Source organism: Pseudoalteromonas ruthenica, assembly GCF_008808095.1.
Classification (GTDB): Bacteria; Pseudomonadota; Gammaproteobacteria; order Enterobacterales; family Alteromonadaceae; genus Pseudoalteromonas; species Pseudoalteromonas ruthenica.
Window position 1 is genome coordinate 1,156,691 of sequence record NZ_CP023396.1, and the last position, 22,025, is coordinate 1,178,715.

A 22,025-nucleotide genomic window follows, 5' to 3' on the forward strand; every position below is an offset into this window, starting at 1 on the left:
AAGTTTAAAACTGCATTAATATTGGGTAGTGCAAATAATGCTGATCATAATACGGTGTTTGCGCATAAAGCCAAGCTCTGCGAGCATCACTGTCGTTTGCAAAGTCTTCATCTTCAAGTTTGGCGTTGTAACGCTCGGCGATATCCGGGTTTGACTCAAGCATTTGCTGCGCATATGGAGCGAGTGCATAGTTCTCAACATACTCAGTGCGTTGAAAAATACTGTGGAAGAAGCCCCACTGGAACAATGAGTCTGGCGCCTCTGGGTGCAGCATATGTGTAGCCAAAAGCCCTAAGGGTTGTGTCGTGCTAACCTTCAGCCACTGTTGATTTACTGTTGTTTTCGCCGTGCTGTAATCAAACTCTGCACTAACGCGAAAGCGCCCCTCAAATGGTGCTTCAGCGAACTGGTGATTGACGATACGCCCTTGTGTGAGTGGCAGCTCGAACTTTTCTGTAACAGCCTCAATTTCAATTCCCTGCATTTTTAAAGTCGCGATCACATCAGTATACTGGCGTGGAATATAGAAAGCCTTGGGCACATCAACCTCGGTTTTTATCTCCTTTTGCCAGAATATGGGTAACGCATCATAATGCTTAGGTTTGCCTAAATAACGTACTTCTTTAGCACCCGTTGCAGTGCTTTCGTAGTAATCATAGGCAATCCCCTTAAAGGCAATGGTATCAGGCTCTTTGGCATAGCTGCGTTCAACAACGAGGCGTTCTTGCTGCTGCGCTTTAGACTGTGCCACGGCCGCGTTTATATCGTCACCATGTCGGGTCAAGGCCGTGATAGCGCCGTCAATGAGCACATAAGTCCCCAATACCCGTTGTTTATAGGGCTTAAGCGAATGGTTTTCTACCAAAATGGTGGGTAAATGGCGTAACTCGCCCCAACCATTTGAATAGCGAGGTCCAGCTACCCACCCAGCAAGGCCTTTCGCAAAATCCATTTTATCCATGACGAACACTAAAGGCCCTGGAATATGGCCCATTTTTTCAAGTTTCTGGTCAATGACAGGCGCTATCCATTGATCCATCGCGGCTGTCACTTTTGGTGTGGCGCTGGCGAATGTTGGCGCATAACCATAGGTAATATCGTATTGGTAATCTGCGCCATCGGTAACATGAATATCGAGGTACAGACTAGGTTGATACTGATTAACAACCTCAGCTAATGCGCGCACACCAGGGGTATCAAGCTTAGTGAAATCACGGTTTAAATTGAGGTTTTGACCATTGGTTCGAAAACCCATAACAGCAGGACCGCGCTGGTTGATGCGATTATAGGCACTGGCACGCTCGTGACCGTCGACGTTTAAAATCGGTATAAACAGTAGGTTAACGCTTTTTAAGATATCCAATCGTTTACCGGTGGCAATGTCTCGTAACAACATAAAGCCTGCGTCTTTACCGTCAATTTCACCACTGTGAATACCCGCTTGAATCAATAACGTGGGTTTGTCGCTATTAGCAATGTGCGCCGCGCTATTATTTCCTTGCTCGCTGGCAACCAGCATATTGATATCACGGCCAGCGTCACTTTGGCCTATTTTAACTAGGCTGAACTGCGTCGGGTTAGCCTGTTGTAAACGCTTTAAATAGGTCATCGTCGCTTGATAGTCGGGAGAGATCATTCCCCCGGAGTGTTCAAACGCCGTGGTTAATACGCCTTGTTGCTGCATCAACGCTTCGCTTTGGCCTTGCCAAGGGATCAGTTTGGGCAAGTGGGCATCAGCGGCTAGGGCCGTGGCTAATAACAAGCTGGTAAACATAATACGCTCTTTTTGTTGTTGTTTTGCTGTATTTGAGTATAACAAGGGGGCTTTAAAGGTGGTCAGGATTGCGACGAAATGGTAGTTTTTCGCTATGACGTTGGCACTGAGTGCAAATTATGAAAACCATTCTTATCACCGGCTGCTCTAGCGGCATAGGCTATTACTGCGCTAAACAACTGCAAAAGCGCGGTTACCAAGTGATCGCTAGTTGTCGCAATGTAGACGACGTACGTGCTCTCAACGAGCAAGGCATCACCTGCGTGCAGCTTGATTACACCGATACTGACTCCATTGAACAAGGGCTAGCCGATGCCCTGGCTTTTAGCGGCGGTAAACTAGACGCCTTGTTCAATAATGGCGCTTATGGCCAACCTGGCGCTGTGGAAGATTTACCCGTGGCGGCGCTGCGCCGGCAATTTGAGACCAATGTTTTCGGCTGGCATCACCTTACCCAATTAGTATGTAAAAAGATGCGCCAACAAGGTCATGGCCGTATCATTCAAAATTCATCGGTGTTGGGGTTAGTCACCTTGCCCTATCGCGGCGCTTATAATGCCAGTAAATTTGCTTTGGAGGGATTAACAGATACCTTGCGCTTAGAGCTACAAGGTTCCGGCGTATATATTTCTTTGATTGAGCCTGGGCCGATCAGTTCGCGCTTTCGTGATAATGCACTGCACGCATTTTTAACCTCAGGCATTGATATCGAAAAAAGTGCGCACCGAGATAATTATTTAGCGCAGCAGCGGCGGTTGGAATCCACCAGTGGCCCTCAGCCTTTTACCCTTGGACCTGAAGCGGTTTATAAACGCTTGGTGCATGCGTTAGAATCGCAACGCCCGCAGGCTCGTTACTGTGTTACCACGCCCACCTATCTATTCGGTTTTCTTAAACGTATTTTACCAAGCAGCTGGCTTGACTGGGTGCTTACCAAGTCGCGCTAATGGCTATAGACGTGACTTTCAGGCATTAAAAAAGGAGCCAAAAGGCTCCTTTCTTCTGCTAACACAGGTAGATTAAGCTGAAAGACCTTCTTTCGCTTTAGCTACTAATGCTGCGAATGCAGTTTGGTCATAAACAGCGATATCTGCAAGGATCTTACGATCGATTTCTACAGAAGTCTTCTTAAGACCGTTGATGAAACGGCTGTAAGACAAACCATTTTGACGAGCTGCTGCGTTGATACGTGCAATCCATAGTTGACGGAAAGTACGTTTCTTCGCACGACGGTCACGGTAAGCGTATTGACCCGCTTTAGTAACCGCTTGGAAAGCTACGCGGTAAACACGTGAACGTGCACCGTAGTAACCTTTAGCTTGCTTTAAAACTTTCTTGTGACGTGCGCGCGCGATAGTACCGCGTTTTACTCTTGCCATTATTCTATACCCCTATTAAGCGAATGGTAACATACGAGAAACTAAGCCGTGATCGTTCTTGTGAACCATTAGCTTAGGACGTAGGTGAAGCTTACGCTTAGAGGTTTTCTTGGTCAGAATGTGACGAAGGTGCGCTTGTTTACGCTTGAAACCACCAGAAGCAGTTTTCTTGAAGCGCTTAGCGGCGCCACGGTGTGTTTTTAGCTTATAAGCCATTGCAATAACTCCAATTGATATTGCTTAAATTTAGCAAGCAGGCGGTTTGAGTTCACAAACACTTTTTTGGCCCAACTTACTCCCAAAACCGGTGAGAGCGCTTAAAAAAGCGCCCTACTTCAACCGGATAGATACAGGTGCCACTGCCTTAGAAAATAAGTCATCTGGCTTGTAAACCTGCACTAATTCGTTAAACGCGCGGAGTATACTATTTTTTAGCCACCGGCGCTAGCATCATGATCATTTGGCGGCCTTCCACTTTTTTCGGGAATGACTCGACCTGTGCCAACTCTTGCAGATCATCTTTAATGCGATTCAAAAGCTCGATACCAATTTCTTGGTGGGCCATTTCACGACCACGGAAACGGATCGTTACTTTTGCCTTATCGCCAGCTTCTAAGAACTTGGTTAGATTGCGAAGCTTAACTTGGTAGTCACCAATGTCTGTACCAGGGCGGAACTTAACTTCCTTAACCTGAATTTGCTTTTGCTTCTTCTTCTGTTCTTTTTGCGCTTTGCTTTTTTCAAAAAGGAACTTACCGTAGTCCATTACCTTACAAACGGGGGGTTCAGCATTTGGGCTGATCTCTACTAGATCGACACCCGCCTCATCCGCCATTGACTGAGCTTCACTCAGGGACACGATGCCTGCTTGTTCACCTTCAAAGTCAATTAGTCGAACTTCTTTTGCCGTAATATCTTCGTTAATACGATTTTTTTGGACCTGTTGTTGGCCCTTTTTTCCGCCTCTAATGGTACGTTCCTCCAAGAATATTAAAAACTAAAAGGGTGTATTCGATACTGTTTGATACACCCTTTCGATCACAAATTACTGTCTTGTTTTAATTTCATTTGTGATTTTAGTGATAAAGTCATCGACTTTAAATTTACCTAGGTCTTCACCTGTACGTGTTCTTACTGCCACTTCTTGCTGCTCTACTTCTTTGTCACCAACAACTAGCAAGTAAGGAATACGTTTTAAAGTATGTTCGCGAATTTTAAAGCCAATTTTCTCATTTCTCAAGTCGGCTGCGGCGCGAATACCCAGTTTATTCAATTTTTGTACAACTTCGTGCACATAATCAGACTGTTTGTCAGTGATATTCATAATCACCACCTGCTTAGGAGCAAGCCAGGTTGGGAACAGCCCTGCGTATTCTTCGGTCAAAATACCGATAAAGCGTTCGATTGAACCCAGAATAGCACGGTGAATCATCACCGGAGTGCGACGCTCATTGTTCTCAGCCACATAAGTTGCGCCAAGACGTCCTGGTAACATAAAGTCTAGCTGTACTGTACCACACTGCCACGCTCGCTCTAAGCAATCATACAAAGTAAATTCAATTTTCGGACCATAGAAGGCACCTTCACCTGGTAGGTATTCAAATTCAATGTCTTTATCGCTCAATGCTTGCGCCAAGGCTTTCTCGGCTTTATCCCACAGTTCATCTTCACCGATGCGCTTTTCTGGGCGTGTAGAAAGCTTTACAACAATCTTTTCAAAACCAAAGGTCGAATAAGTGTCGTAAACCATATCGATACACGCCTTCACTTCTTGCAAGATTTGCTCTTCTGTACAGAAAACATGAGCATCATCTTGAGTAAAGCCACGTACGCGCATCAAACCGTGCAACGCGCCCGATGGCTCGTTACGGTGACAACAACCAAACTCGGCCATACGCAAAGGCAAATCACGGTAAGATTTCAAACCTTGGTTGAAAATCTGCACGTGACCAGGACAGTTCATTGGTTTAATAGCATACTCACGTTTCTCTGACTCCGTGGTGAACATGGCATCGCCGTATTTGTCCCAGTGGCCTGATTTTTCCCACAGTCCACGGTCCATCATTAGCGGCCCTTTTACCTCTTCATAGTCATATTCGCGCAGTTTTTCGCGAACAAACTCTTCGAGCTCGCGGTAAATGCTCCAACCATCATTGTGCCAAAACACCATACCTGGCGCTTCTTCTTGCCAGTGCCATAAATCTAGGGCTTTACCAATTTTACGGTGATCGCGCTTTTCCGCTTCTTCTAAGCGCTGCAAGTAGCCTTTAAGTTGCTTTTTATCACCCCATGCGGTGCCATAAATACGCTGCAACATTTTATTGTCAGAGTCGCCACGCCAGTATGCACCTGCTACTTTCATCAATTTAAAGTGCTGACAAAAGCTCATATTCGGTACGTGTGGGCCACGACACATATCCACGTACTCTTCGTGGTGGTATAAACCAAGACGGTCATCTTTAGCGATATTCTCGTCCAAGATTTCAACTTTATAAGGTTCGCCACGTTGTTCAAACGTGTCGCGGGCCTGTTGCCAGCTCACGGTCTTCTTAACCACGTCATATTTGGTTTTCGCAAGTTCTTTCATACGCTTTTCAAGCGCTTCTAAATCTTCTTGCGTCAGCGAGTGCTCCATATCGACATCATAATAAAAGCCGTTGTCGATAGTTGGACCAATGGCCATTTTTGCATCAGGATACAATTGCTTAATGGCGTGGCCGATAAGGTGCGCACAGGAGTGACGGATAATTTCTAAACCGTCTTCATCTTTTGCGGTGATGATCTCTAACCGTGCGTCTTCGCTGATTAAATCACAGGCGTCAACACGCTCACCGTTAACACGCCCAGCGATGGTCGCTTTGGCAAGGCCTGGGCCGATGTCTTGTGCTACGTCTAGCGTGGAAACAGGGTTTTCAAATGAACGCTGACTGCCGTCAGGAAGAGTAATTACTGGCATGTTTAATCCTTGTACAGTGGTGACACCTACGCCGCGCCACGTGTATTTATTTGTCTATTTAATAAGTCTAATCAACGCTTATACCAACAAGCATTGCGATGATACTGCCGCCCACAAAGCGTGAGCAAGGCGCTATTTTGGCGCGCTATAGAGGTAAATACAAGGCTCGTCTGATAATTTTCTTAACAAATTTTGTATGCGCTTCTGATATACTAATGCCATTGATAAAAAAGGTGATATTTGACTATGCATACTTGCGGCGTAGAAATAAAAGGCAGTGAAGTTTTACTATGCCTTCTAAGTAAAGAAAATGGTGTGTTTGACATCCGTGATGTGCGCCAAACACGTTTTGTTTTAAGCGATGCTAACGATACTGAAGAAATCCAAAAGTTTCATCGCGACTTTAAAAAGCTGATGGAAGATTACCAAGTGGATGCTATCGCCATCAAAGCGCGACCTCATAAAGGTAAGTTCGCCGGCGGCGCGGTTGGCTTTAAAATGGAAGCGGCACTGCAGCTGATAACTAACTTAGATGTGCACATTATTAGTGCCACAGAGATGAAAGAACAGCTTAAGCGCAACCCATTACCTATTGAGTTTGCTGATACGGGGCTGAAGAAGTTTCAAGAGCAAGCCTTTATGACGGCGTATGTCGATATTATGCTGCGCACTTACGCTAAGCAGTAATCCCCCCGATAGTAACAGGCCGCAGAAATGGCCTGTTACGTCATCGCCCAGTAATAATCGCTAACGCATGCCTCTCATCCATGTCTAACTCCCCTGCCAAAGAGCGCGGTGTCGCGTCAAAATGCGCAAACGGGTGTTCATTTTCATAGTGTTCGCTGAGGTGTTCTAACACCTTCGGGTGAATATAATACTGTTCGCAAATGTTCGCGGTATTGCCTAATTGCTTAGCAACGAGTTTAACCAGCTGAGACTTAAATTTGCGCCTTGGGTGCGCCTGTACTTGCTCTGCGGCTACGTGGGCAAAGCGCACCGCCATTCGCGTCCCCGCCCAGGTGCGATAATCTTTGGCACTAAAGTGGCCGCCAAAAACACGGTGGATAAATTCGTTAATATCATCACTTTGCAGGTCATGCCATTGGCCTTGTTGATAATAACGTAGCAAGCTATACCCTTGTTGCTCTGCACTTGAAGCCACTAATTCAGCAAGCTCAGTATCGTCGATGCGCACCTCTCGGTGTTTTGCGTGTTTACCTTTAAAGCTAAATTGTACATGATCGTCTTTAATATCCACATGCTTGCGTCGAAGCGTGGTTAACCCACAAGTTTCATTGGCTTTGTAATAATTATTATTGCCTACACGAATCGCGGTAAGGTCTAAGATTGCGCACCCAAGCGCGCACACTTTGTCTTTCGTCCAATCAGGTTCTGCCAATAAGGATAAGCATTGCCCTCGCGCATCTGGAAGCTGAGCAGCGAATTCACCTAACTTGGCAAATTTTTTTTGCTGTTGCGCCAATTGCCAATGGGCGTGGTAAATGTATTGTCGCTTTCCTTTGCCATCAACGCCAACGGCCTGCACCTTATTGTACTGGCAAGCGCTAATACGTACATCACGCCACATAGGAGGCACAACCAACTCTCGCATTCGTTTTAAGTAAGCACGACTGGTTATCTTTTCCTTATCAAGATGGAAGTATTCAAATCCTTTTCCCCGTTTACGACGCGTTGTCGTAAGGGTATTACACTCGTGGTAGGTTGAGCTTGGGGCAACGTTACAATCCATTCTTCTTCCTTCTTTTTCCGATAATAGCTACTACGCAGCACATCTTCACCTGGCGCACTGTGAAAGGTAAAAAATAATACGTTTTGTTGGTTGTACGACTATGACGTTTTTACCGCCTGCGATTGAAAAGCTTTCATAGTTGCCCATGAAAAAGGCGTTGGCTTACACATTTCAAGCGTTCGAATATAAAGATAAAACATTGTTTAATAATGATTTTTATACATTCCCTCGATTTGGCACAAGCATTGCTCCTATTAAATCGAATTCAAAATTGAAGGAGCACAATTATGACAATGCAACGTTCAGAGAAAATCACAGACATTATCAAAGTACTAAAGGGTGGCATTGATTTTTACTCCGATGCCAAAGACAACATTGATAGTAATGATGTACGTACCGTGTTCCAAAACATGATCGATGAAAAGCACAAAGCGGTGACCGACTTGCAACCCTTTGCCATTGAAGAGCAAGGCGAAATTGAAACCGGCTCAGACACCCTGGTAGATGTACGTAAAACCTACACTAAGGTGATGAGCGCGATTAAGAGCAACGAAGAACATACGTACATCAAACACCTTGAAGAGGTTGAAGATAAAGTGCTTGAAGAGTTCGACGATGCACTAGAAGAGTCACAGCCACCTCAGTGCGCACAAGTTCTTTCTCAGCTTCGTGAACGCATGCAAATTTGCCACGATAAAATGAAGGCACTGCAAGAAGCAACGAGCTAAATTATTTCTCTCCCCAAGACGATGTAGCGGGCCCATGGCCCGCTTTTTTATGTCGACAAAAACTAAACCTTTAGTCTAATTCCAACAGAAACCACCTCAAAATAATGGAAAGTGTCGACACTCTGTGCTTGATTAGGTGTTGAAAAACCTAAAATGACAACATCTATCCGGGCAAGGAGGCAGTCAATGCCGCAACAACAAGACAATCACTCCCCTTCACTACCGTTAACGTTGAGCCAGTACCACGGCTCATTTTCAACGCCGCTTAGCGAGCGAACCATCGCCGAGCATCTTGATTATATTGTCGACAAACACCCAGACAATGAGGCGATTGTAGTGCGCCATCAAGGGATCCGTTGGACTTACCGCCAGTATTTACGGGAAATAGAGCGCCTCGCTGCGGGCTTACTCGCTCTAGGTGTGCAGCCAGGGGATCGGGTTGGCATTTGGTCACCCAACAATATTGAATGGTCCTTGGTGCAATTCGCAAGCGCCAAAATTGGCGCCATTATGGTGTGCATTAACCCCGCCTATCGCCCTCATGAATTGGCCTTTGCCATTAACAATGTGGGTGTAAAATACCTGGTGATGGCCGAGCAATTTAAAGCATCAAACTACGTTGACATGATCTACCAGCTTGCACCGGAATTAAAAGACGGTAGCAAAACCACCCTGCAAGCGCTGCCCACTTTAGAGCAAGTTATTATTCTCTCAGAGCAACCTTTTGCCGGCATGACATCATTTAAGTCGGTTCGACAACTGGGCGAGGATGCGCACTACCAGCAAATGCGGGTTATTGAAGCGCAACTTCGACCTGATGACGCCATTAATATTCAATTTACCTCGGGCACAACCGGAAACCCCAAAGGCGCCACGCTCTCGCACCGCAATATTTTAAACAACGGTTTGCTGGTTGCCCAAGCAATGCACTTTAATGACAAAGACAGGTTGTGTATTCCGGTGCCCCTGTACCATTGCTTTGGCATGGTGCTGGGCAATCTAGTGTGTTTGGCCAGCGGTGCCTGTGCGATATTTCCAGCCCCCTCGTTCGATGCAATCAGCACCCTAAGTTGCATTGAGCAAGAGCGCTGTACGGCGCTCCATGGCGTACCGACGATGTTTATTGCGCAATTAGAACACCCCGACTTTAAGCAGTACGATCTCAGCACCTTACGCACCGGAGTCATGGCTGGAAGCACCTGCCCGCAAGAATTGATGCGCAAAGTACACAGTGATTTTCATATGCGCGAAGTGGTGATTGGTTACGGCCAAACCGAGTGCAGCCCCATCAACCATATTACCCAAACTGACGCGCCAATTGACAAACAAGTGCAAACCGTGGGCCGAGCGATGGCGCACACAGAAATTAAAATTATTGATGAACGCGGCCAAATCGCTGCCATTGGTAGCCCAGGTGAAATTTGTGCTCGCGGCTACTGTGTTATGCAAGGCTATTGGGGCGATGAAGCGAAAACTAACGCCACTATCGACGCTGAGGGCTGGCTACACTCTGGCAATTTAGGGGTCATGGATGAGCAAGGTTACGTGACCATCGTTGGCCGTATTAAAGATATGATCATTCGTGGTGGCGAGAACATTTATCCGCGCGAAATAGAAGAAGTGCTGTATTTGCACGACGCTGTCAGTGATGCGGCGGTCTTTGGTATCCCCGATGATAAATTTGGCGAGCAAGTATGCTTGTGGCTCAAAGCAAAGGACAACCGCGATATTGATGAGCCGCAAATTCGGGCCTACCTAAAAGATCAACTCGCCTATTTTAAAGTGCCTAAGTATATTCGTATCGTCGAGGAATACCCGATGACGGTCACCGGGAAATTACAAAAGTTTAAAATGCGCGAAATGATGCTTGCAGAGCTCAATGAGCAAGCACAAAGCGCGTAACTAGGTGTCGGCATAGTCATCACAGTGGTGCAAAATTAGCACACTTGTTGCGCTAGGTTTTACGCCGCAAAATCGCTACACTGACGCCTTAAATCAGTTAGTTATGTGTGGTGCTATGCTTTCCTTTTTCGAAAAACTAACCGCCCCTTTTCCCGAGCGCACAACTACCGCGCCACCCAAGGGATTATGGGCTTTTTGCCGTTATTACACCCAAGGCATGGGCTGGCCTCTGGCGGTGATGTCAATCAGCGCCGCCTTATTAGCCATTGTTGAAGTTTCGCTATTTAGCTTTATGGGTCAACTCGTTGACTGGCTTGGACAGACAACCCCGGAACAGCTGTTAAGCACCGAAACCGATACGCTTTGGTTTATGGGCTTGGTCACTATCGTGCTGTTGCCTATTTTAGTGTTTGTTCACTCAGCCGTTCTCCACCAAAGCTTGCTCGGTAATTACCCCATGGCCATCCGCTGGTTGGCGCACCGTTACCTACTGCGCCAAAGTGTGAGCTTTTATGCCGATGACTTTGCCGGGCGCATTGCCACTAAGGTGATGCAAACGTCGTTGGCGGTAAGGGAAACCGTCATCAAGCTACTGGATGTCGCGGTGTATATTGTGGTGTATTTTTCCGCCATGCTGTTCTTTGTTGGCCAGGCAGATTGGCGCTTAATGATGCCAATTTTAGGCTGGCTTGTAGGTTATATTGCAGTGCAGCGTTATTTTATTCCGCGCCTGAAAGCGGTCGCCGAGCAACAAGCCGAAGCCCGCTCGCAAATGACAGGCCGTATTGTTGATAGCTACACCAATATCGCCACTATCAAACTTTTCTCTCATTCATCGCGGGAGGAGCAATATGCCCGTGAATCGATGGAGCTGTTTTTAGACCCGGTATATCGGCAAATGCGTCTAGTCACTAAGTTACAAGTCAGCGTGCAGCTGCTTAACTATGGTTTAGTGGCGGTGATTGCGGCGTTATCGATTTACCTTTGGTCCATTAGTTTAATCAGCGTCGGCGCCATTGCCATCGCCGTTAGTTTAGCACTTCGCCTTAACGGCATGGCGCAGTGGATCATGTGGGAAGTCAGTGCCCTGTTTGAAAATATCGGTACCGTTGCCGATGGCATGAACACCTTAACGAAACCCATAACCATAACCGACGCTGAGGATGCTAACACGCTGAAGGTGACCCATGGGCGCATCGACTTTAATAACATTACCTTTAATTATGCCAAGCCAATTACCCCGTCACACCCACCGGTGCTCGATGGGCTATCCCTAAACATTGGCGCAGGTGAAAAAGTTGGGGTTGTTGGTCGCTCTGGCGCCGGTAAATCAACCTTAGTTAACCTGTTATTGCGCTTTTATGATGTTGAGCAAGGACACATTCGTATTGATGATGCGCCGATAAACCAGGTGACTCAGGAAAGCCTACGCCAACATATCGCTATGGTGTCACAAGACACCGCGCTGCTGCATCGTAGCGTGCGCGAAAATATCGGTTATGGCTTAGCCGATGCCACGGATGAGCAAATCATCGCCGCTGCGAAAAAGGCTGAGGCATGGGACTTTGTTAGTGAACTGGAAGACAGTCATGGCAACAAAGGACTGGATGCGCAAGTGGGTGAGCGCGGCGTCAAGCTATCAGGTGGCCAGCGCCAGCGTATCGCGATTGCTCGCGTACTGTTAAAAGACGCCCCTATTTTAGTGCTCGATGAAGCCACATCAGCTTTAGACTCTGAGGTAGAAGCAGCGATTCAAGCGAGCCTAGATACCTTAATGGAAAATAAAACCGTTATTGCCATTGCCCACCGCTTATCGACCATAGCGCAAATGGATCGCTTGGTGGTGATGGACAAAGGCCATATTGTTGAGCAAGGCACACACCAAGAGCTTATCGCCCAAGGGGGGATCTACGCCCAACTGTGGGCCCATCAAACCGGTGGCTTTATAGGCACAGACTAAAAAACAGGGGGTCATATAAGGCCCCTTTTTTTCTCGCTTTGAATATCGCTAGGGAATAATATTTACGCCGCCTTAAGTGGTAAGTAATTGTTGGCTAAAATGCGATACGGAGTCGAGCCGACTGTCACGAACCCAACTTAAAAGCTTTGTTATGTGAAATTTAAAGGCAACCTTGCTCTACCTTTGGTAATTCAACTTTATCTAACCCAATTCGAGCGCCGCAATAAAAAACGTACTTAGAGCAATGATGATTAGAGTCCGTTATTGTTAAGGTGTTATCTTTGAAGGAAACGTCCAACTTACAATTAATATCGTATTCAGGCTCACTATGACGATAAACGAGCTTGTTGTCGGCATAGTCCATTTGCAGTGGCCCATCAGTGCCTTCAATGGGAGAACCAATACGGCAAATGTGAAAATTAGGCCCCCAAATAACTCCTTCTACTGAATAATAATCAGCAGCCCTTGAAATTTTTACGTAAGTAGATTTAGTTTCTGACTCTTCAGATGAAAAACTGGTTATCTTATCAGTGGCCAAATAACAACCGTCGATTGATTCTGCATACACATAAGGCATACAAATCAAACCTAAAAGAGCCATGATTCTTTGCATAGTACCCTCATGAAATATAACTCCTCTTAGGAGCGAGGAATAGTCGGCTAAAATTGTGTAGCGAAGTGCAAGTGAGTCAAGCATTGGCAGTCCAGCACTTAATTAGCTTATTATGTACGCTTGCCAAAGTTTCGCTTAAATTTATTAAACTGATATTCGTTTAAACCTACCAGAATGATTGTGTAAATACAGAAAACAACTAGTGCACCTATTATTTGCTGCTGTATTGTCCAGTCGAGATATTGCATCACTCTGAATGTTACAAACATGAGAGTTGCACCACGAAATATCTTCCAAACCTTAGATTTTTGATTTTTATATTCTCTATGGAGTTCTCTCAAAGCTTCCTCTTTTTCTAATTCTGGCTTTTGAGTTTTAGAGACCTCGACAGACTTTTCTGCGATTAGTTTTTTAACTAATTCATACCTTTCAGGGTATTGAATTCTGTCAATTACCGATTCTACGTCCTTTAACTCGTCCAAACTATATTTAGTAAAATCAGGTTTCATCTGTTCTCCGAGTTCATAACGCTTGCCTAACCGGCGCGAAATAGCAGGCTAAAATTAGCGACAAAGGAGCGCAAGCCTGCTGTTTTGCGTCCTTGGTTTAGGCACTTGTTAGTTGCTGTTTTGAACCCAAACAGGAATACGTAAGTTTTTTGAGTTACTCACAACAGTTTTTTCAAAAGAGCTAAGTTCTTGCCCCTCAACGTTTACGGTTAAAGTCAGTGCAACGAAACCTTCGGGCATATATCCTGAAACAAAAAATTTGGTGCCAGCCGGAAAGTTTATGCCTGATTGAGTGTTAAGGTGCCTGTTTGACTCCCATACTTCCGCAGAGTCATTTGAGAAAAGCAAATAAGCAAAAACAGATATTGCTCCAATTACAATTCCTAAAATAAGAGTTAATAGTGACTTCATACTTTCCTTAGTAACTAACAGATTATTAGTGAGACCTTACAAGGTAAGCTATCGTGCAAGGTAGGAGATGGCCCATAAATGGAGCAACTATTAGAGCTTTAAAAAATTACAGAAAACCATACACTAATCGAAATAATAACACTCCACAACAAGAAGGTTATTTTCCTCCCCCAGATACCACGACACTTAGAAGGTGATTGAAAGTCACAAGTTTCGATAGTTGAAAGCCTGCAATACATAAGCTGGAGTTGTTTAAAACTAACCGAATTCATTGCCATAGGATCTTTGTAGATGGCAAGCTTTGGAAGGAGCGCATTGGCTGGAACGACACCCTTGCTGGTGTTAGGAAAGCACTACCCACAACAGGTTAGAGACTAATATTGGTCACTCGCTCAAAAAGCCGATAACTAAGGAAAAGTGGCTTATATTAGTTCAAATTGGCCACAGACCCCAAACCGCTTTAATAAAAAAGCGAGTGAGTTCACCCCACCCGCTTTCAGTATGCCTTTATCTCTAAGACATTCCACCCGCTTCAAACTTGTATATTCTACAGCTCACAGCATTAACAATTAAATACACCCCACAACGGCAAGATTAAAAGAATAAGATTTCCAGTGTGAGTAGCACGAGCATCACGATATTCGCGAGCCAGCCGATCATGAAGAAATAACTTCGGGGGCTGGGGTTGGATTCGGTGGCAATCACATAGTAAAGCAGCATATGAATGACTCTAGCGGCGACGAATATCGCGCTGGCTATAGCGAAGATGGGCCCTGACACGCCCAAGTGCAGACCGACTAAGGCACAAACAATATACAGCGGCGCGTTTTCTAATGTATTTTGAAACGTTCGGTGGGCACGAAAGATAAATGAGTCATGAGACAGGTTATCATCAATTTTTCCTGGAATGGCGTTATCGGCCCTCGCCTTTACAGTTGATGCCACAAACCACTGCGCTACCAATATCCAGGCAAACAACACCAATGACACCAAAATAACCGCAGAATAGTCCATACTTTCTCCTTGTAATTTGCTTTGTATTAGCTACGGTCAAGGCGAATGGTGCGATCAAAAAAGGCCGCTAAAAATGCGGCCTTTTCAATAAGCTACTAATATTTACGCAGCACTGATACGCTCTAACCCACCCATGTAAGGGCGCAGCGCCTGTGGCACTTCAATACTGCCATCCGCCTGTTGGTAATTCTCCAAAATAGCCACTAACGTACGGCCCACGGCTAACCCTGAACCATTGAGTGTATGCAGTAGTTCCGGTTTTTTCTCGCCCGCGCGGCGGAAACGCGCTTGCATACGGCGCGCTTGGAAGTCGCCCATATTTGAACAAGACGAAATTTCGCGATAGGTGTCTTGTGCTGGCAACCACACTTCTAAGTCATAGGTTTTCATTGCACCAAAGCCCATATCGCCGGTACACAACACTACTTTACGATACGGCAACTCAAGCGCCTGCAAGATTTGCTCGGCATGAGAAGTAAGCTCTTCCAGTGCCTGCATTGAATCTTCAGGTTTAACCAATTGCACTAACTCAACTTTATCGAACTGGTGCTGACGAATTAAGCCCCGCGTATCGCGGCCATAGCTGCCCGCTTCACTGCGAAAACACGGAGTATGGGCGGTCATTCGCACTGGCAGCTCTTTTTCTTCAAAGATTTCGTCACGCGCACAGTTCGTCAGCGGCACTTCAGCGGTAGGGATCAGGCTAAAGCCATCATCGTGCTCACCCAATTTCTCTGTGTGGAATAAGTCTTCGGCAAACTTAGGTAGCTGACCCGTGCCTAACAAGCTGTCTTTATTCACTAAATAAGGCACATACATTTCGGTATAGCCATTTTTATCGGTGTGCGTATCGAGCATAAACTGCACCAACGCGCGATGCATGCGCGCGATTTGCCCACGCATCACTGTAAAACGGGCACCCGAGAGCTTCACTCCGGCTTCAAAATCCAGCCCTTTATCCAGCGCTTCGCCTAAATCAACGTGGTCTTTAACCTCAAAATCATAGCTTTTTGGCTCACCCCAACGGCTAACCTCGACGTTATCGTCTTCATCATTGCCCGCAGGAACATCCTCTGCTGGCAAATTAGGCAGGCCTAAGGCAATGTCTTTTAATTCATTGAGTACGGCATCTTGCTCTTTTTTGGCATTTTCGAGCTCATCACCTAAATTGGCAACAGCATCCAATAAAGGTTGAATATCTTCACCCTTCGCCTTCGCTTGACCAATGGCTTTGGAACGGGAGTTACGCTCGCTTTGTAATTCTTGCGTTTTAGTCTGTAGCGCTTTACGTTGTTCTTCGAGTTGTGCCAGTTTCGCTACGTCTAATTCAAAGCCACGTGCCTTTAAACGGGCTGCTGTTTGCTCTACGTCCTGACGAAGATACTTTGAGTCTAACATGTGAGTTTTTAACCTTTTTGCGTTGTTAGCATGAGGCCTATCCAAGCCATAAATATACACATCCCCACATTAAGGAGGACGTTTAACGCCACTTTCAACCACTGCCCTTGCTGAAGCAACAACAGCGTATCCATGGAAAATGTAGAAAATGTTGTCAGCGCGCCCAAAAACCCGACTCCGAGTGTGACGCGGTGCGGATGCGATAGCATTTCGCGATCCAACAGGCCATATAATATGCCCATTAACAATGAACCGAGAATATTAACCGCCAGCGTGCCAAAAGGGAATCCCTTAGGCAGCAGTTTTAGTGCTAATTCACTTATACCAAAGCGGGCACAGGCACCCAAGGCCCCGCCAATAGCAATAAAAAAGTAGGTACTAAGAGCGCTCATAGCGCTTCCTGTCGCTTTGCGCATCACGCTCTTGCAAATAAGCAAGTTTATCACTAATGCGTTTTTCTAAACCACGATCGCTCGGGTGATAATAGCGGCTGTCAGCAATCTCCTCGGGAAAGAAGTTCTCGCCTGCTGCATAAGCTCCCGGCTCGTTGTGAGCATAGCGATAATCCTCGCCGAAGCCCTGCTCTTTCATTAATTGCGTGGGCGCATTGCGGATGTGATAAGGCACATCGAGATGGGCGGTCTCCTTAGCATGACGTTTGGCCTCATTAAAGGCCATATATACGGCATTACTTTTCGGCGCACTGGCTAGGTATAAGGTGGCTTGAGCTATGGCACGTTCACCTTCGCTGGGGCCAACGCGATGAAAAATATCCCAAGCATTCAGCGCCACCTCCATGGCTTTGGGGTCTGCATTGCCGATGTCTTCGGTGGCAATTGCTAGTAGCCGCCGCGCAACGTACAAGGGATCGCCTCCGGCGGTAAGAATACGGCAATACCAATACAATGCTGCGTCCGGAGCGGAGCCGCGCACTGATTTGTGAAAAGCAGAAATCAAATCGTAGTAATGATCGCCCCCCTTATCGTATTGGGCAACCATTTGCGGCGCGACTTGCTTGAGCACCGCCTGATTAATACAGCCTTGATGTTGCTGCGCCAAATTTGCCGCCACTTCCAGCAGGTTAAGCACACTGCGAGCATCGCCATTGGCGCTGTGGCACAACTGCTCAAGGCTATCGGGCTCGATGGTCACACCTTGCTGGCGAAGAATGTCATCCTGTTCTAGCGCCTGATTCACCACTGCCTGCAAATCTTCAGCTGAAAGCTTTTTCAGCGTGTACACTCTGGCTCGCGACAGCACGGCGTTATTCAGTGCAAAAGAGGGGTTCTCTGTGGTGGCGCCAATAAAGATGAAGGTGCCGTTTTCAACATGCGGCAATAGTGCGTCTTGCTGCGACTTATTAAAACGGTGTACTTCGTCCACAAACAATAAGCTGCGTTTGCCTTGTTGTTGCAGCAAGTCGCTGGCACTGGCAACGGCCTCACGGATATCTTTCACCCCTGCGCTGACCGCCGATAACTCCAAAAACTGGGCATCGCTGTGGTGCGCAATAATATGCGCCAGCGTGGTCTTACCGACCCCAGGTGGCCCCCACAAAATTAAGCTGTGACAGTGGCCACTTTTAATGGCTTGGTACAAGGGTTGCTCTGTGCCTAATATGTGGCTTTGGCCGATGTACTGATCCAATGTGTGTGGGCGCATGCGCGCCGCCAACGGGCGCACATCGGGGGCAAAGTCTAGGGAGAAATTATTCGCCACGGTTTATCTCGGCTTGTGGCGTACGCTGATCATCAACGAACACATGCTCAGGAATGGTAAATTCAAACACGCTGTCATCAATATCAACATTGCGCTTGGGCGCATCAAAATGAAAGTGTGAACGCTGACCTGATTGGTCAAGCACCTCAAGCGCCGCAACTTGTTGCTGCTCATCAAAATGCAACGTCAGCTTTTCTACTTGCGCATCTTCAGTATTTTTCGGGGTAATCTCAAAGCCGGCTTCGATTTGCTTGATACTAAACTGCTGCCACAGCTCGTCATCTTCTGTGGTGAGCAGAATAAACGGCGTATTATCAATTAGTTTAGAGGTATCCAGTACCGTCACTTGCTCGGCGAAAGGGTCAAAATAATAGCTATCAACCCCGTTGGAGACAAACAAGGTTTCGTCTGGTTGTTGTTGCTCCCAACGAATTTTCCGTGGTTGCTCTAGTTGCAACGTGCCTTTACTTTCACTCACCAGCTGCCCCTGCGGGTCAAACACTTGCTGTGAAAAAGCCGAGCTGAGTGAGTCCAAACCCTGCAGCTGTTGTTGCAGCATCTGTGCGTCGTCGGCAAAAACTGTTGATGAAAACAGGGCGGCACTTGCCACTGCACTGTATAAAAATTGTTTCATATTACTTCCTTAGCCAGCGTTATTCTTAACTAGCACTTCGCGGGCGCCATTATGGCCGGGCGAACTGACTAAACCGGAGTGCTCCATTTGTTCAACCAATCGCGCAGCGCGATTATAACCAACACGCAGTTTACGCTGTACACTTGATACCGACACCCGACCACTTTCAATAACAAAAGCGCAGGCCTCGTCATACAGTGGGTCTGATTCATCGTCGCCGTCTTCGGATGTTTCCCCTGGCAGCAATACGTCTTCGACGGCGTCACCATTGAGTATTTCATCCACATAATCAGGTTTACCTCGGGCCTTCCAATCACTCACAACCGCGTGAACCTCATGGTCGTCAACAAAGGCGCCATGAACACGGATTGGCACACTGGTCCCGGGTGGTAAATACAGCATGTCACCCATGCCTAAAAGATGCTCGGCCCCTTGTTGGTCAAGAATAGTGCGCGAGTCTATTTTTGAGGACACCTGAAACGCCATACGTGTAGGGATATTGGCTTTAATCAGGCCGGTGATCACATCCACCGATGGACGCTGTGTAGCCAATACCAAATGAATGCCTGCAGCCCGTGCTTTTTGTGCGATTCGGGCAATGAGCTCTTCCACTTTTTTACCAACAATCATCATCATATCGGCGAATTCATCAATCACCACGACAATGCTGGGTAACTTGTCTAGCTCTTGCGGCCCATCAGCCATGCCATCTGTATCTTTGAACAAAGGATCTAAAATAGGTTCCCCTGCGGCTTTAGCATCAAGCACTTTTTGGTTGTAACCCTTCAGGTTACGCACCCCTAAAGCAGACATCAGTTTATAGCGGCGCTCCATTTCACCAACACACCAACGCAATGCATTGGCCGCTTCTTTCATATCGGTAACCACTTCACACAGTAGGTGTGGGATCCCCTCGTACACCGATAACTCAAGCATTTTCGGGTCGATCATGATCATGCGCACATCTTCTGGCGGTGATTTATATAGCAAGCTTAAAATCATCACATTAACGCCCACTGACTTACCTGAGCCAGTGGTACCCGCTACCAACAAGTGCGGCATTTTGGCTAAGTCTGCAACCACAGGTTGCCCGGCAATGTCTTTACCTAACACCATGGTTAGTGGCGATTTATTTTGCTCAAACTTAGGGGCATTGATCACTTCTGATAAGCGCACGATTTCGCGGTGTTTATTAGGCAGCTCAAGGCCGACATAGGTTTTCCCCGGGATCACCTCAACCACACGCACACTGACCGCAGATAACGAGCGCGCCAAATCTTTCGATAAACCAGAGATTTTCGCGACCTTTACACCCGGTGCTAAATCGAGTTCAAAGCGTGTAACTACCGGACCGGGATAAACCCCTACAACGGACGCTTGTACGCCAAAATCTTGCAGCTTGCTTTCAACTAACCGAGAGACAGCCTCGAGCTCTTCTTCAGAAATGGGGTTTTTCTGTTTATCCGGCCTATCAAGTAAATCCAACGAAGGAAGCGGCTCCATGGGCGGCTTTTCTTCTAATAGCTGTTCGAATTTCTCTTTGGCTGTTGGCGCTTTCGTGTGTGCCACTGTGGTTGTTGCCACTGAATTAGTGGTTTCTTCGTGCGCTGATGTAACAGCCGTGTTCGCCCCTTTATTTTGGGGCTGTGTATTCGGTGTCGCCTCGGTGGGCGCTTGGTCTAGCTCGTTGAGCGCGCTGACGGTATCAAAACCCTCATCATCTATGGCGCTAAAATTCATTTCATCGCCGAGCATGGCATCAATATCATCAAATGCCGGATGTTGTTTAGGCGCCTCTTTAGTAGCGCTCTGCGTATCACTGTCACTGCTTTGTTCCTGCCAAGGCTCTTTTTTAGGCTCTGGCGCAAACATAGCGGCAGCTTTATCTAACAATGATTTGTCTTTATCGGCTTCAACTTCTGTGTCGGCGTTATCGCTCTGGATTTCAAGCTTTGGCTCATGAGCGCTCTGCGTCGCTTCCACTTGTGGATTTGGCTCATTGGCCAAGCTGCGCTGCTCGGCTTCAGCAAACTCACTTTGGTATTGCCCACGTTTGCTTTGCAACCACTGCCAAACAAACAAGGCCGCTTTCATAACATACGCCCCCAAGGTATCAACAAATTGAACCCAAGAAACACCTGTAAGTAAGGTCATGCCGGCAAAGAAAAAGCACAATAATAGGATAGAGGTACCCGTGAAATTAAATGCTGGCATCATCGCACCGGCAATAACATCCCCCACTACCCCACCGGAAGAAAAATAAAAAATATCGTCAAAATTAATGGAGCTAATAGCGCAAGCGCTCAATGTAAACAGCACTAAGCCGATGAGGCGCAGCGCCAAGGTAACATAATCTAAGCTAAGCACTCTGTGGGGGCGTTTAAAAACGAGATACCCAAACAGTTGAATGGCTGCGGGAACTAAAAACGCCAACCAACCAAAACTAAATAATAAAATATCCGCCACCCACGCACCCGCAGTGCCGGTGATATTTTTAACATCGACAAACTCACCTGTTTGCGACCAGGACGGATCGGCTGGGTCAAAACTCACCAGCGCACACAAAATAAAAATGGCTAGCGCGGTGCTGACTATTAAGCCAGTTTCAAGCAGTCTTTGGACACCATTTAGGCGCATATTCCATTATCCTTATCCTTTCTTTCGATACTACAGCGCATTACTCTTACCTTATCAATTCTCAGCTGAATATGCACTGGGTTTATAATCAGTAATTGTAATCGGCACGAGCATTAACGGGCCCTTAAGGAACTTGTGGACGGATAATTAATGCCTCTTCACCCTTTACTTCTTCCATGACCACATAAGTACGGCTTTCGCTGATATTGGGTAGCTTCAGCAAAATATCGCCAAGCACCTGACGATACTCAGACATATCGGTCACTCGTGTTTTCAGCAAAAAGTCGAAATTCCCTGATACTAAGTGGCATTCCACAATCTCATCGTGCTTTTTTACCGCTTGGTTAAATTCGTCAAACACATCGGGAGATGTTTTGGTAATGGTCACTTCCACATACACCAGCAGCGCCTGACCGAGCTTGGCGGGGTCGACCACCGCTTTGTAACCACGAATATACCCTTCACGCTCAAGTTTTTTCACGCGTTCCAAACAAGGGGTCGCACTAAGGCCAATTCGTTTTGCCAATTCAACGTTGGAAATACGGCCATCCCGTTGCAATTCGACTAAAATTTTACGGTCGATGCGGTCTAGTTGTGTATACATAGTTAATGAAAGTGGATTTATCTAATTTTACTTTGAT

Annotated in this window: 21 protein-coding genes; 5 read left to right on the forward strand and 16 right to left on the reverse strand. The window is 46.6% G+C overall.

The annotated features are described in order from the left end of the window. Nucleotides 1-4: 4 nt before the first annotated feature. Nucleotides 5-1,774, reverse strand: coding sequence for a M14 family metallopeptidase (locus PRUTH_RS05535; protein WP_151172794.1), 1,770 nt, complete (start codon nt 1,772-1,774; stop codon nt 5-7). 119 nt (nt 1,775-1,893) lie between these two features. Between PRUTH_RS05535 and PRUTH_RS05540 the strand changes: the two genes are divergently transcribed. Then, on the forward strand, nt 1,894-2,721 hold the full coding sequence (locus PRUTH_RS05540; protein WP_151172795.1) for an SDR family oxidoreductase: 828 nt from the start codon (nt 1,894-1,896) through the stop codon (nt 2,719-2,721). Between the two features lie 72 nt (nt 2,722-2,793). Here the strand turns inward: PRUTH_RS05540 and rplT are convergent, their stop codons facing one another. From rplT to thrS, 4 genes are all read right to left on the reverse strand, one after another. Further along, nucleotides 2,794-3,153 carry a 50S ribosomal protein L20 gene (gene rplT, locus PRUTH_RS05545; protein WP_022944198.1) on the reverse strand — a complete coding sequence of 120 codons (360 nt, stop codon included), beginning with the start codon at nt 3,151-3,153 and terminating at the stop codon, nt 2,794-2,796. 15 nt (nt 3,154-3,168) lie between these two features. Beyond that, nucleotides 3,169-3,369, reverse strand: a complete 201-nt coding sequence (rpmI, locus tag PRUTH_RS05550) for a 50S ribosomal protein L35 (protein ID WP_022944197.1) — start codon at nt 3,367-3,369, stop codon at nt 3,169-3,171. Nucleotides 3,370-3,577: 208 nt separating this feature from the next. Next, entirely contained in the window at nt 3,578-4,138 is a 561-nt protein-coding gene (gene infC, locus PRUTH_RS05555; RefSeq protein WP_022944196.1) for a translation initiation factor IF-3, read from the reverse strand. 60 nt (nt 4,139-4,198) lie between these two features. Further along, nucleotides 4,199-6,109, reverse strand: a complete 1,911-nt coding sequence (gene thrS, locus PRUTH_RS05560; protein ID WP_151172796.1) for a threonine--tRNA ligase — start codon at nt 6,107-6,109, stop codon at nt 4,199-4,201. 246 nt (nt 6,110-6,355) lie between these two features. Between thrS and PRUTH_RS05565 the strand changes: the two genes are divergently transcribed. Continuing rightward, the gene (locus tag PRUTH_RS05565) at nt 6,356-6,796 is read left to right on the forward strand and encodes a DUF3010 family protein (RefSeq protein WP_151173706.1); all 441 of its coding nucleotides are present in this window, start codon (nt 6,356-6,358) and stop codon (nt 6,794-6,796) included. A gap of 40 nt (nt 6,797-6,836) precedes the next feature. Here the strand turns inward: PRUTH_RS05565 and PRUTH_RS05570 are convergent, their stop codons facing one another. Beyond that, complete coding sequence (locus PRUTH_RS05570) at nt 6,837-7,859, reverse strand: DNA topoisomerase IB (protein ID WP_151172797.1); 1,023 nt, start codon at nt 7,857-7,859, stop codon at nt 6,837-6,839. A 287-nt stretch (nt 7,860-8,146) separates the two neighbouring features. Between PRUTH_RS05570 and PRUTH_RS05575 the strand changes: the two genes are divergently transcribed. From PRUTH_RS05575 to PRUTH_RS05585, 3 genes are all read left to right on the forward strand, one after another. Further along, nucleotides 8,147-8,587: a ferritin-like domain-containing protein gene (locus PRUTH_RS05575; RefSeq protein WP_022944192.1), complete on the forward strand. Its 441-nt coding sequence runs from the start codon at nt 8,147-8,149 to the stop codon at nt 8,585-8,587. 186 nt (nt 8,588-8,773) lie between these two features. Then, the gene (locus PRUTH_RS05580) at nt 8,774-10,489 is read left to right on the forward strand and encodes an AMP-binding protein (protein WP_151172798.1); all 1,716 of its coding nucleotides are present in this window, start codon (nt 8,774-8,776) and stop codon (nt 10,487-10,489) included. Nucleotides 10,490-10,604: 115 nt separating this feature from the next. Beyond that, a complete protein-coding gene (locus PRUTH_RS05585) occupies nt 10,605-12,449 on the forward strand; it encodes an ABC transporter ATP-binding protein (RefSeq protein ID WP_053911658.1) in 1,845 nt (614 codons plus the stop codon). A 160-nt stretch (nt 12,450-12,609) separates the two neighbouring features. Here the strand turns inward: PRUTH_RS05585 and PRUTH_RS05590 are convergent, their stop codons facing one another. The 10 genes from PRUTH_RS05590 to lrp form a co-directional block, all read right to left on the reverse strand. Then, nucleotides 12,610-13,062 carry a hypothetical protein gene (locus tag PRUTH_RS05590; RefSeq protein ID WP_151172799.1) on the reverse strand — a complete coding sequence of 151 codons (453 nt, stop codon included), beginning with the start codon at nt 13,060-13,062 and terminating at the stop codon, nt 12,610-12,612. Nucleotides 13,063-13,172: 110 nt separating this feature from the next. After that, a complete protein-coding gene (locus tag PRUTH_RS05595) occupies nt 13,173-13,571 on the reverse strand; it encodes a hypothetical protein (RefSeq protein ID WP_151172800.1) in 399 nt (132 codons plus the stop codon). Nucleotides 13,572-13,679: 108 nt separating this feature from the next. Next, on the reverse strand, nt 13,680-13,982 hold the full coding sequence (locus tag PRUTH_RS05600; RefSeq protein ID WP_151172801.1) for a hypothetical protein: 303 nt from the start codon (nt 13,980-13,982) through the stop codon (nt 13,680-13,682). 594 nt (nt 13,983-14,576) lie between these two features. Then, on the reverse strand, nt 14,577-14,996 hold the full coding sequence (locus PRUTH_RS05605; RefSeq protein ID WP_151172802.1) for an MAPEG family protein: 420 nt from the start codon (nt 14,994-14,996) through the stop codon (nt 14,577-14,579). A 102-nt stretch (nt 14,997-15,098) separates the two neighbouring features. After that, on the reverse strand, nt 15,099-16,394 hold the full coding sequence (gene serS / locus PRUTH_RS05610) for a serine--tRNA ligase (RefSeq protein ID WP_045978778.1): 1,296 nt from the start codon (nt 16,392-16,394) through the stop codon (nt 15,099-15,101). Nucleotides 16,395-16,402: 8 nt separating this feature from the next. Next, entirely contained in the window at nt 16,403-16,786 is a 384-nt protein-coding gene (gene crcB, locus PRUTH_RS05615; RefSeq protein ID WP_022944185.1) for a fluoride efflux transporter CrcB, read from the reverse strand. Next, a complete protein-coding gene (locus PRUTH_RS05620) occupies nt 16,773-18,056 on the reverse strand; it encodes a replication-associated recombination protein A (protein ID WP_045978868.1) in 1,284 nt (427 codons plus the stop codon). Before PRUTH_RS05620 ends, crcB begins: the two co-directional genes overlap by 14 nt. Nucleotides 18,057-18,102: 46 nt before the next feature. Then, nucleotides 18,103-18,747, reverse strand: coding sequence for an outer membrane lipoprotein periplasmic chaperone LolA (lolA, locus tag PRUTH_RS05625; RefSeq protein ID WP_151172803.1), 645 nt, complete (start codon nt 18,745-18,747; stop codon nt 18,103-18,105). A gap of 9 nt (nt 18,748-18,756) precedes the next feature. Continuing rightward, nucleotides 18,757-21,384 (reverse strand): DNA translocase FtsK, encoded by a 2,628-nt coding sequence (locus PRUTH_RS05630; RefSeq protein ID WP_151172804.1) that lies wholly within the window; start codon nt 21,382-21,384, stop codon nt 18,757-18,759. 124 nt (nt 21,385-21,508) lie between these two features. Further along, complete coding sequence (gene lrp, locus PRUTH_RS05635) at nt 21,509-21,988, reverse strand: leucine-responsive transcriptional regulator Lrp (RefSeq protein ID WP_022944181.1); 480 nt, start codon at nt 21,986-21,988, stop codon at nt 21,509-21,511. Nucleotides 21,989-22,025: the final 37 nt, after the last annotated feature.

What these genes read in the sequence shown, in the direction of transcription:
- PRUTH_RS05580 (WP_151172798.1), top strand. Translation starts at nt 8,774, where the DNA reads ATGCCGCAACAACAAGACAATCACTCCCCTTCACTACCGTTAACGTTG.
- PRUTH_RS05595 (WP_151172800.1), bottom strand. Translation starts at nt 13,571, where the DNA reads ATGAAACCTGATTTTACTAAATATAGTTTGGACGAGTTAAAGGACGTA.
- crcB (WP_022944185.1), bottom strand. Translation starts at nt 16,786, where the DNA reads ATGAGCGCTCTTAGTACCTACTTTTTTATTGCTATTGGCGGGGCCTTG.
- lrp (WP_022944181.1), bottom strand. Translation starts at nt 21,988, where the DNA reads ATGTATACACAACTAGACCGCATCGACCGTAAAATTTTAGTCGAATTG.
- PRUTH_RS05575 (WP_022944192.1), top strand. Translation starts at nt 8,147, where the DNA reads ATGACAATGCAACGTTCAGAGAAAATCACAGACATTATCAAAGTACTA.
- rplT (WP_022944198.1), bottom strand. Translation starts at nt 3,153, where the DNA reads ATGGCAAGAGTAAAACGCGGTACTATCGCGCGCGCACGTCACAAGAAA.
- PRUTH_RS05540 (WP_151172795.1), top strand. Translation starts at nt 1,894, where the DNA reads ATGAAAACCATTCTTATCACCGGCTGCTCTAGCGGCATAGGCTATTAC.
- PRUTH_RS05630 (WP_151172804.1), bottom strand. Translation starts at nt 21,384, where the DNA reads ATGCGCCTAAATGGTGTCCAAAGACTGCTTGAAACTGGCTTAATAGTC.
- lolA (WP_151172803.1), bottom strand. Translation starts at nt 18,747, where the DNA reads ATGAAACAATTTTTATACAGTGCAGTGGCAAGTGCCGCCCTGTTTTCA.
- rpmI (WP_022944197.1), bottom strand. Translation starts at nt 3,369, where the DNA reads ATGGCTTATAAGCTAAAAACACACCGTGGCGCCGCTAAGCGCTTCAAG.
- PRUTH_RS05600 (WP_151172801.1), bottom strand. Translation starts at nt 13,982, where the DNA reads ATGAAGTCACTATTAACTCTTATTTTAGGAATTGTAATTGGAGCAATA.
- PRUTH_RS05565 (WP_151173706.1), top strand. Translation starts at nt 6,356, where the DNA reads ATGCATACTTGCGGCGTAGAAATAAAAGGCAGTGAAGTTTTACTATGC.
- PRUTH_RS05570 (WP_151172797.1), bottom strand. Translation starts at nt 7,859, where the DNA reads ATGGATTGTAACGTTGCCCCAAGCTCAACCTACCACGAGTGTAATACC.
- thrS (WP_151172796.1), bottom strand. Translation starts at nt 6,109, where the DNA reads ATGCCAGTAATTACTCTTCCTGACGGCAGTCAGCGTTCATTTGAAAAC.
- PRUTH_RS05585 (WP_053911658.1), top strand. Translation starts at nt 10,605, where the DNA reads ATGCTTTCCTTTTTCGAAAAACTAACCGCCCCTTTTCCCGAGCGCACA.
- PRUTH_RS05590 (WP_151172799.1), bottom strand. Translation starts at nt 13,062, where the DNA reads ATGCAAAGAATCATGGCTCTTTTAGGTTTGATTTGTATGCCTTATGTG.
- PRUTH_RS05605 (WP_151172802.1), bottom strand. Translation starts at nt 14,996, where the DNA reads ATGGACTATTCTGCGGTTATTTTGGTGTCATTGGTGTTGTTTGCCTGG.
- serS (WP_045978778.1), bottom strand. Translation starts at nt 16,394, where the DNA reads ATGTTAGACTCAAAGTATCTTCGTCAGGACGTAGAGCAAACAGCAGCC.
- PRUTH_RS05620 (WP_045978868.1), bottom strand. Translation starts at nt 18,056, where the DNA reads ATGCGCCCACACACATTGGATCAGTACATCGGCCAAAGCCACATATTA.
- PRUTH_RS05535 (WP_151172794.1), bottom strand. Translation starts at nt 1,774, where the DNA reads ATGTTTACCAGCTTGTTATTAGCCACGGCCCTAGCCGCTGATGCCCAC.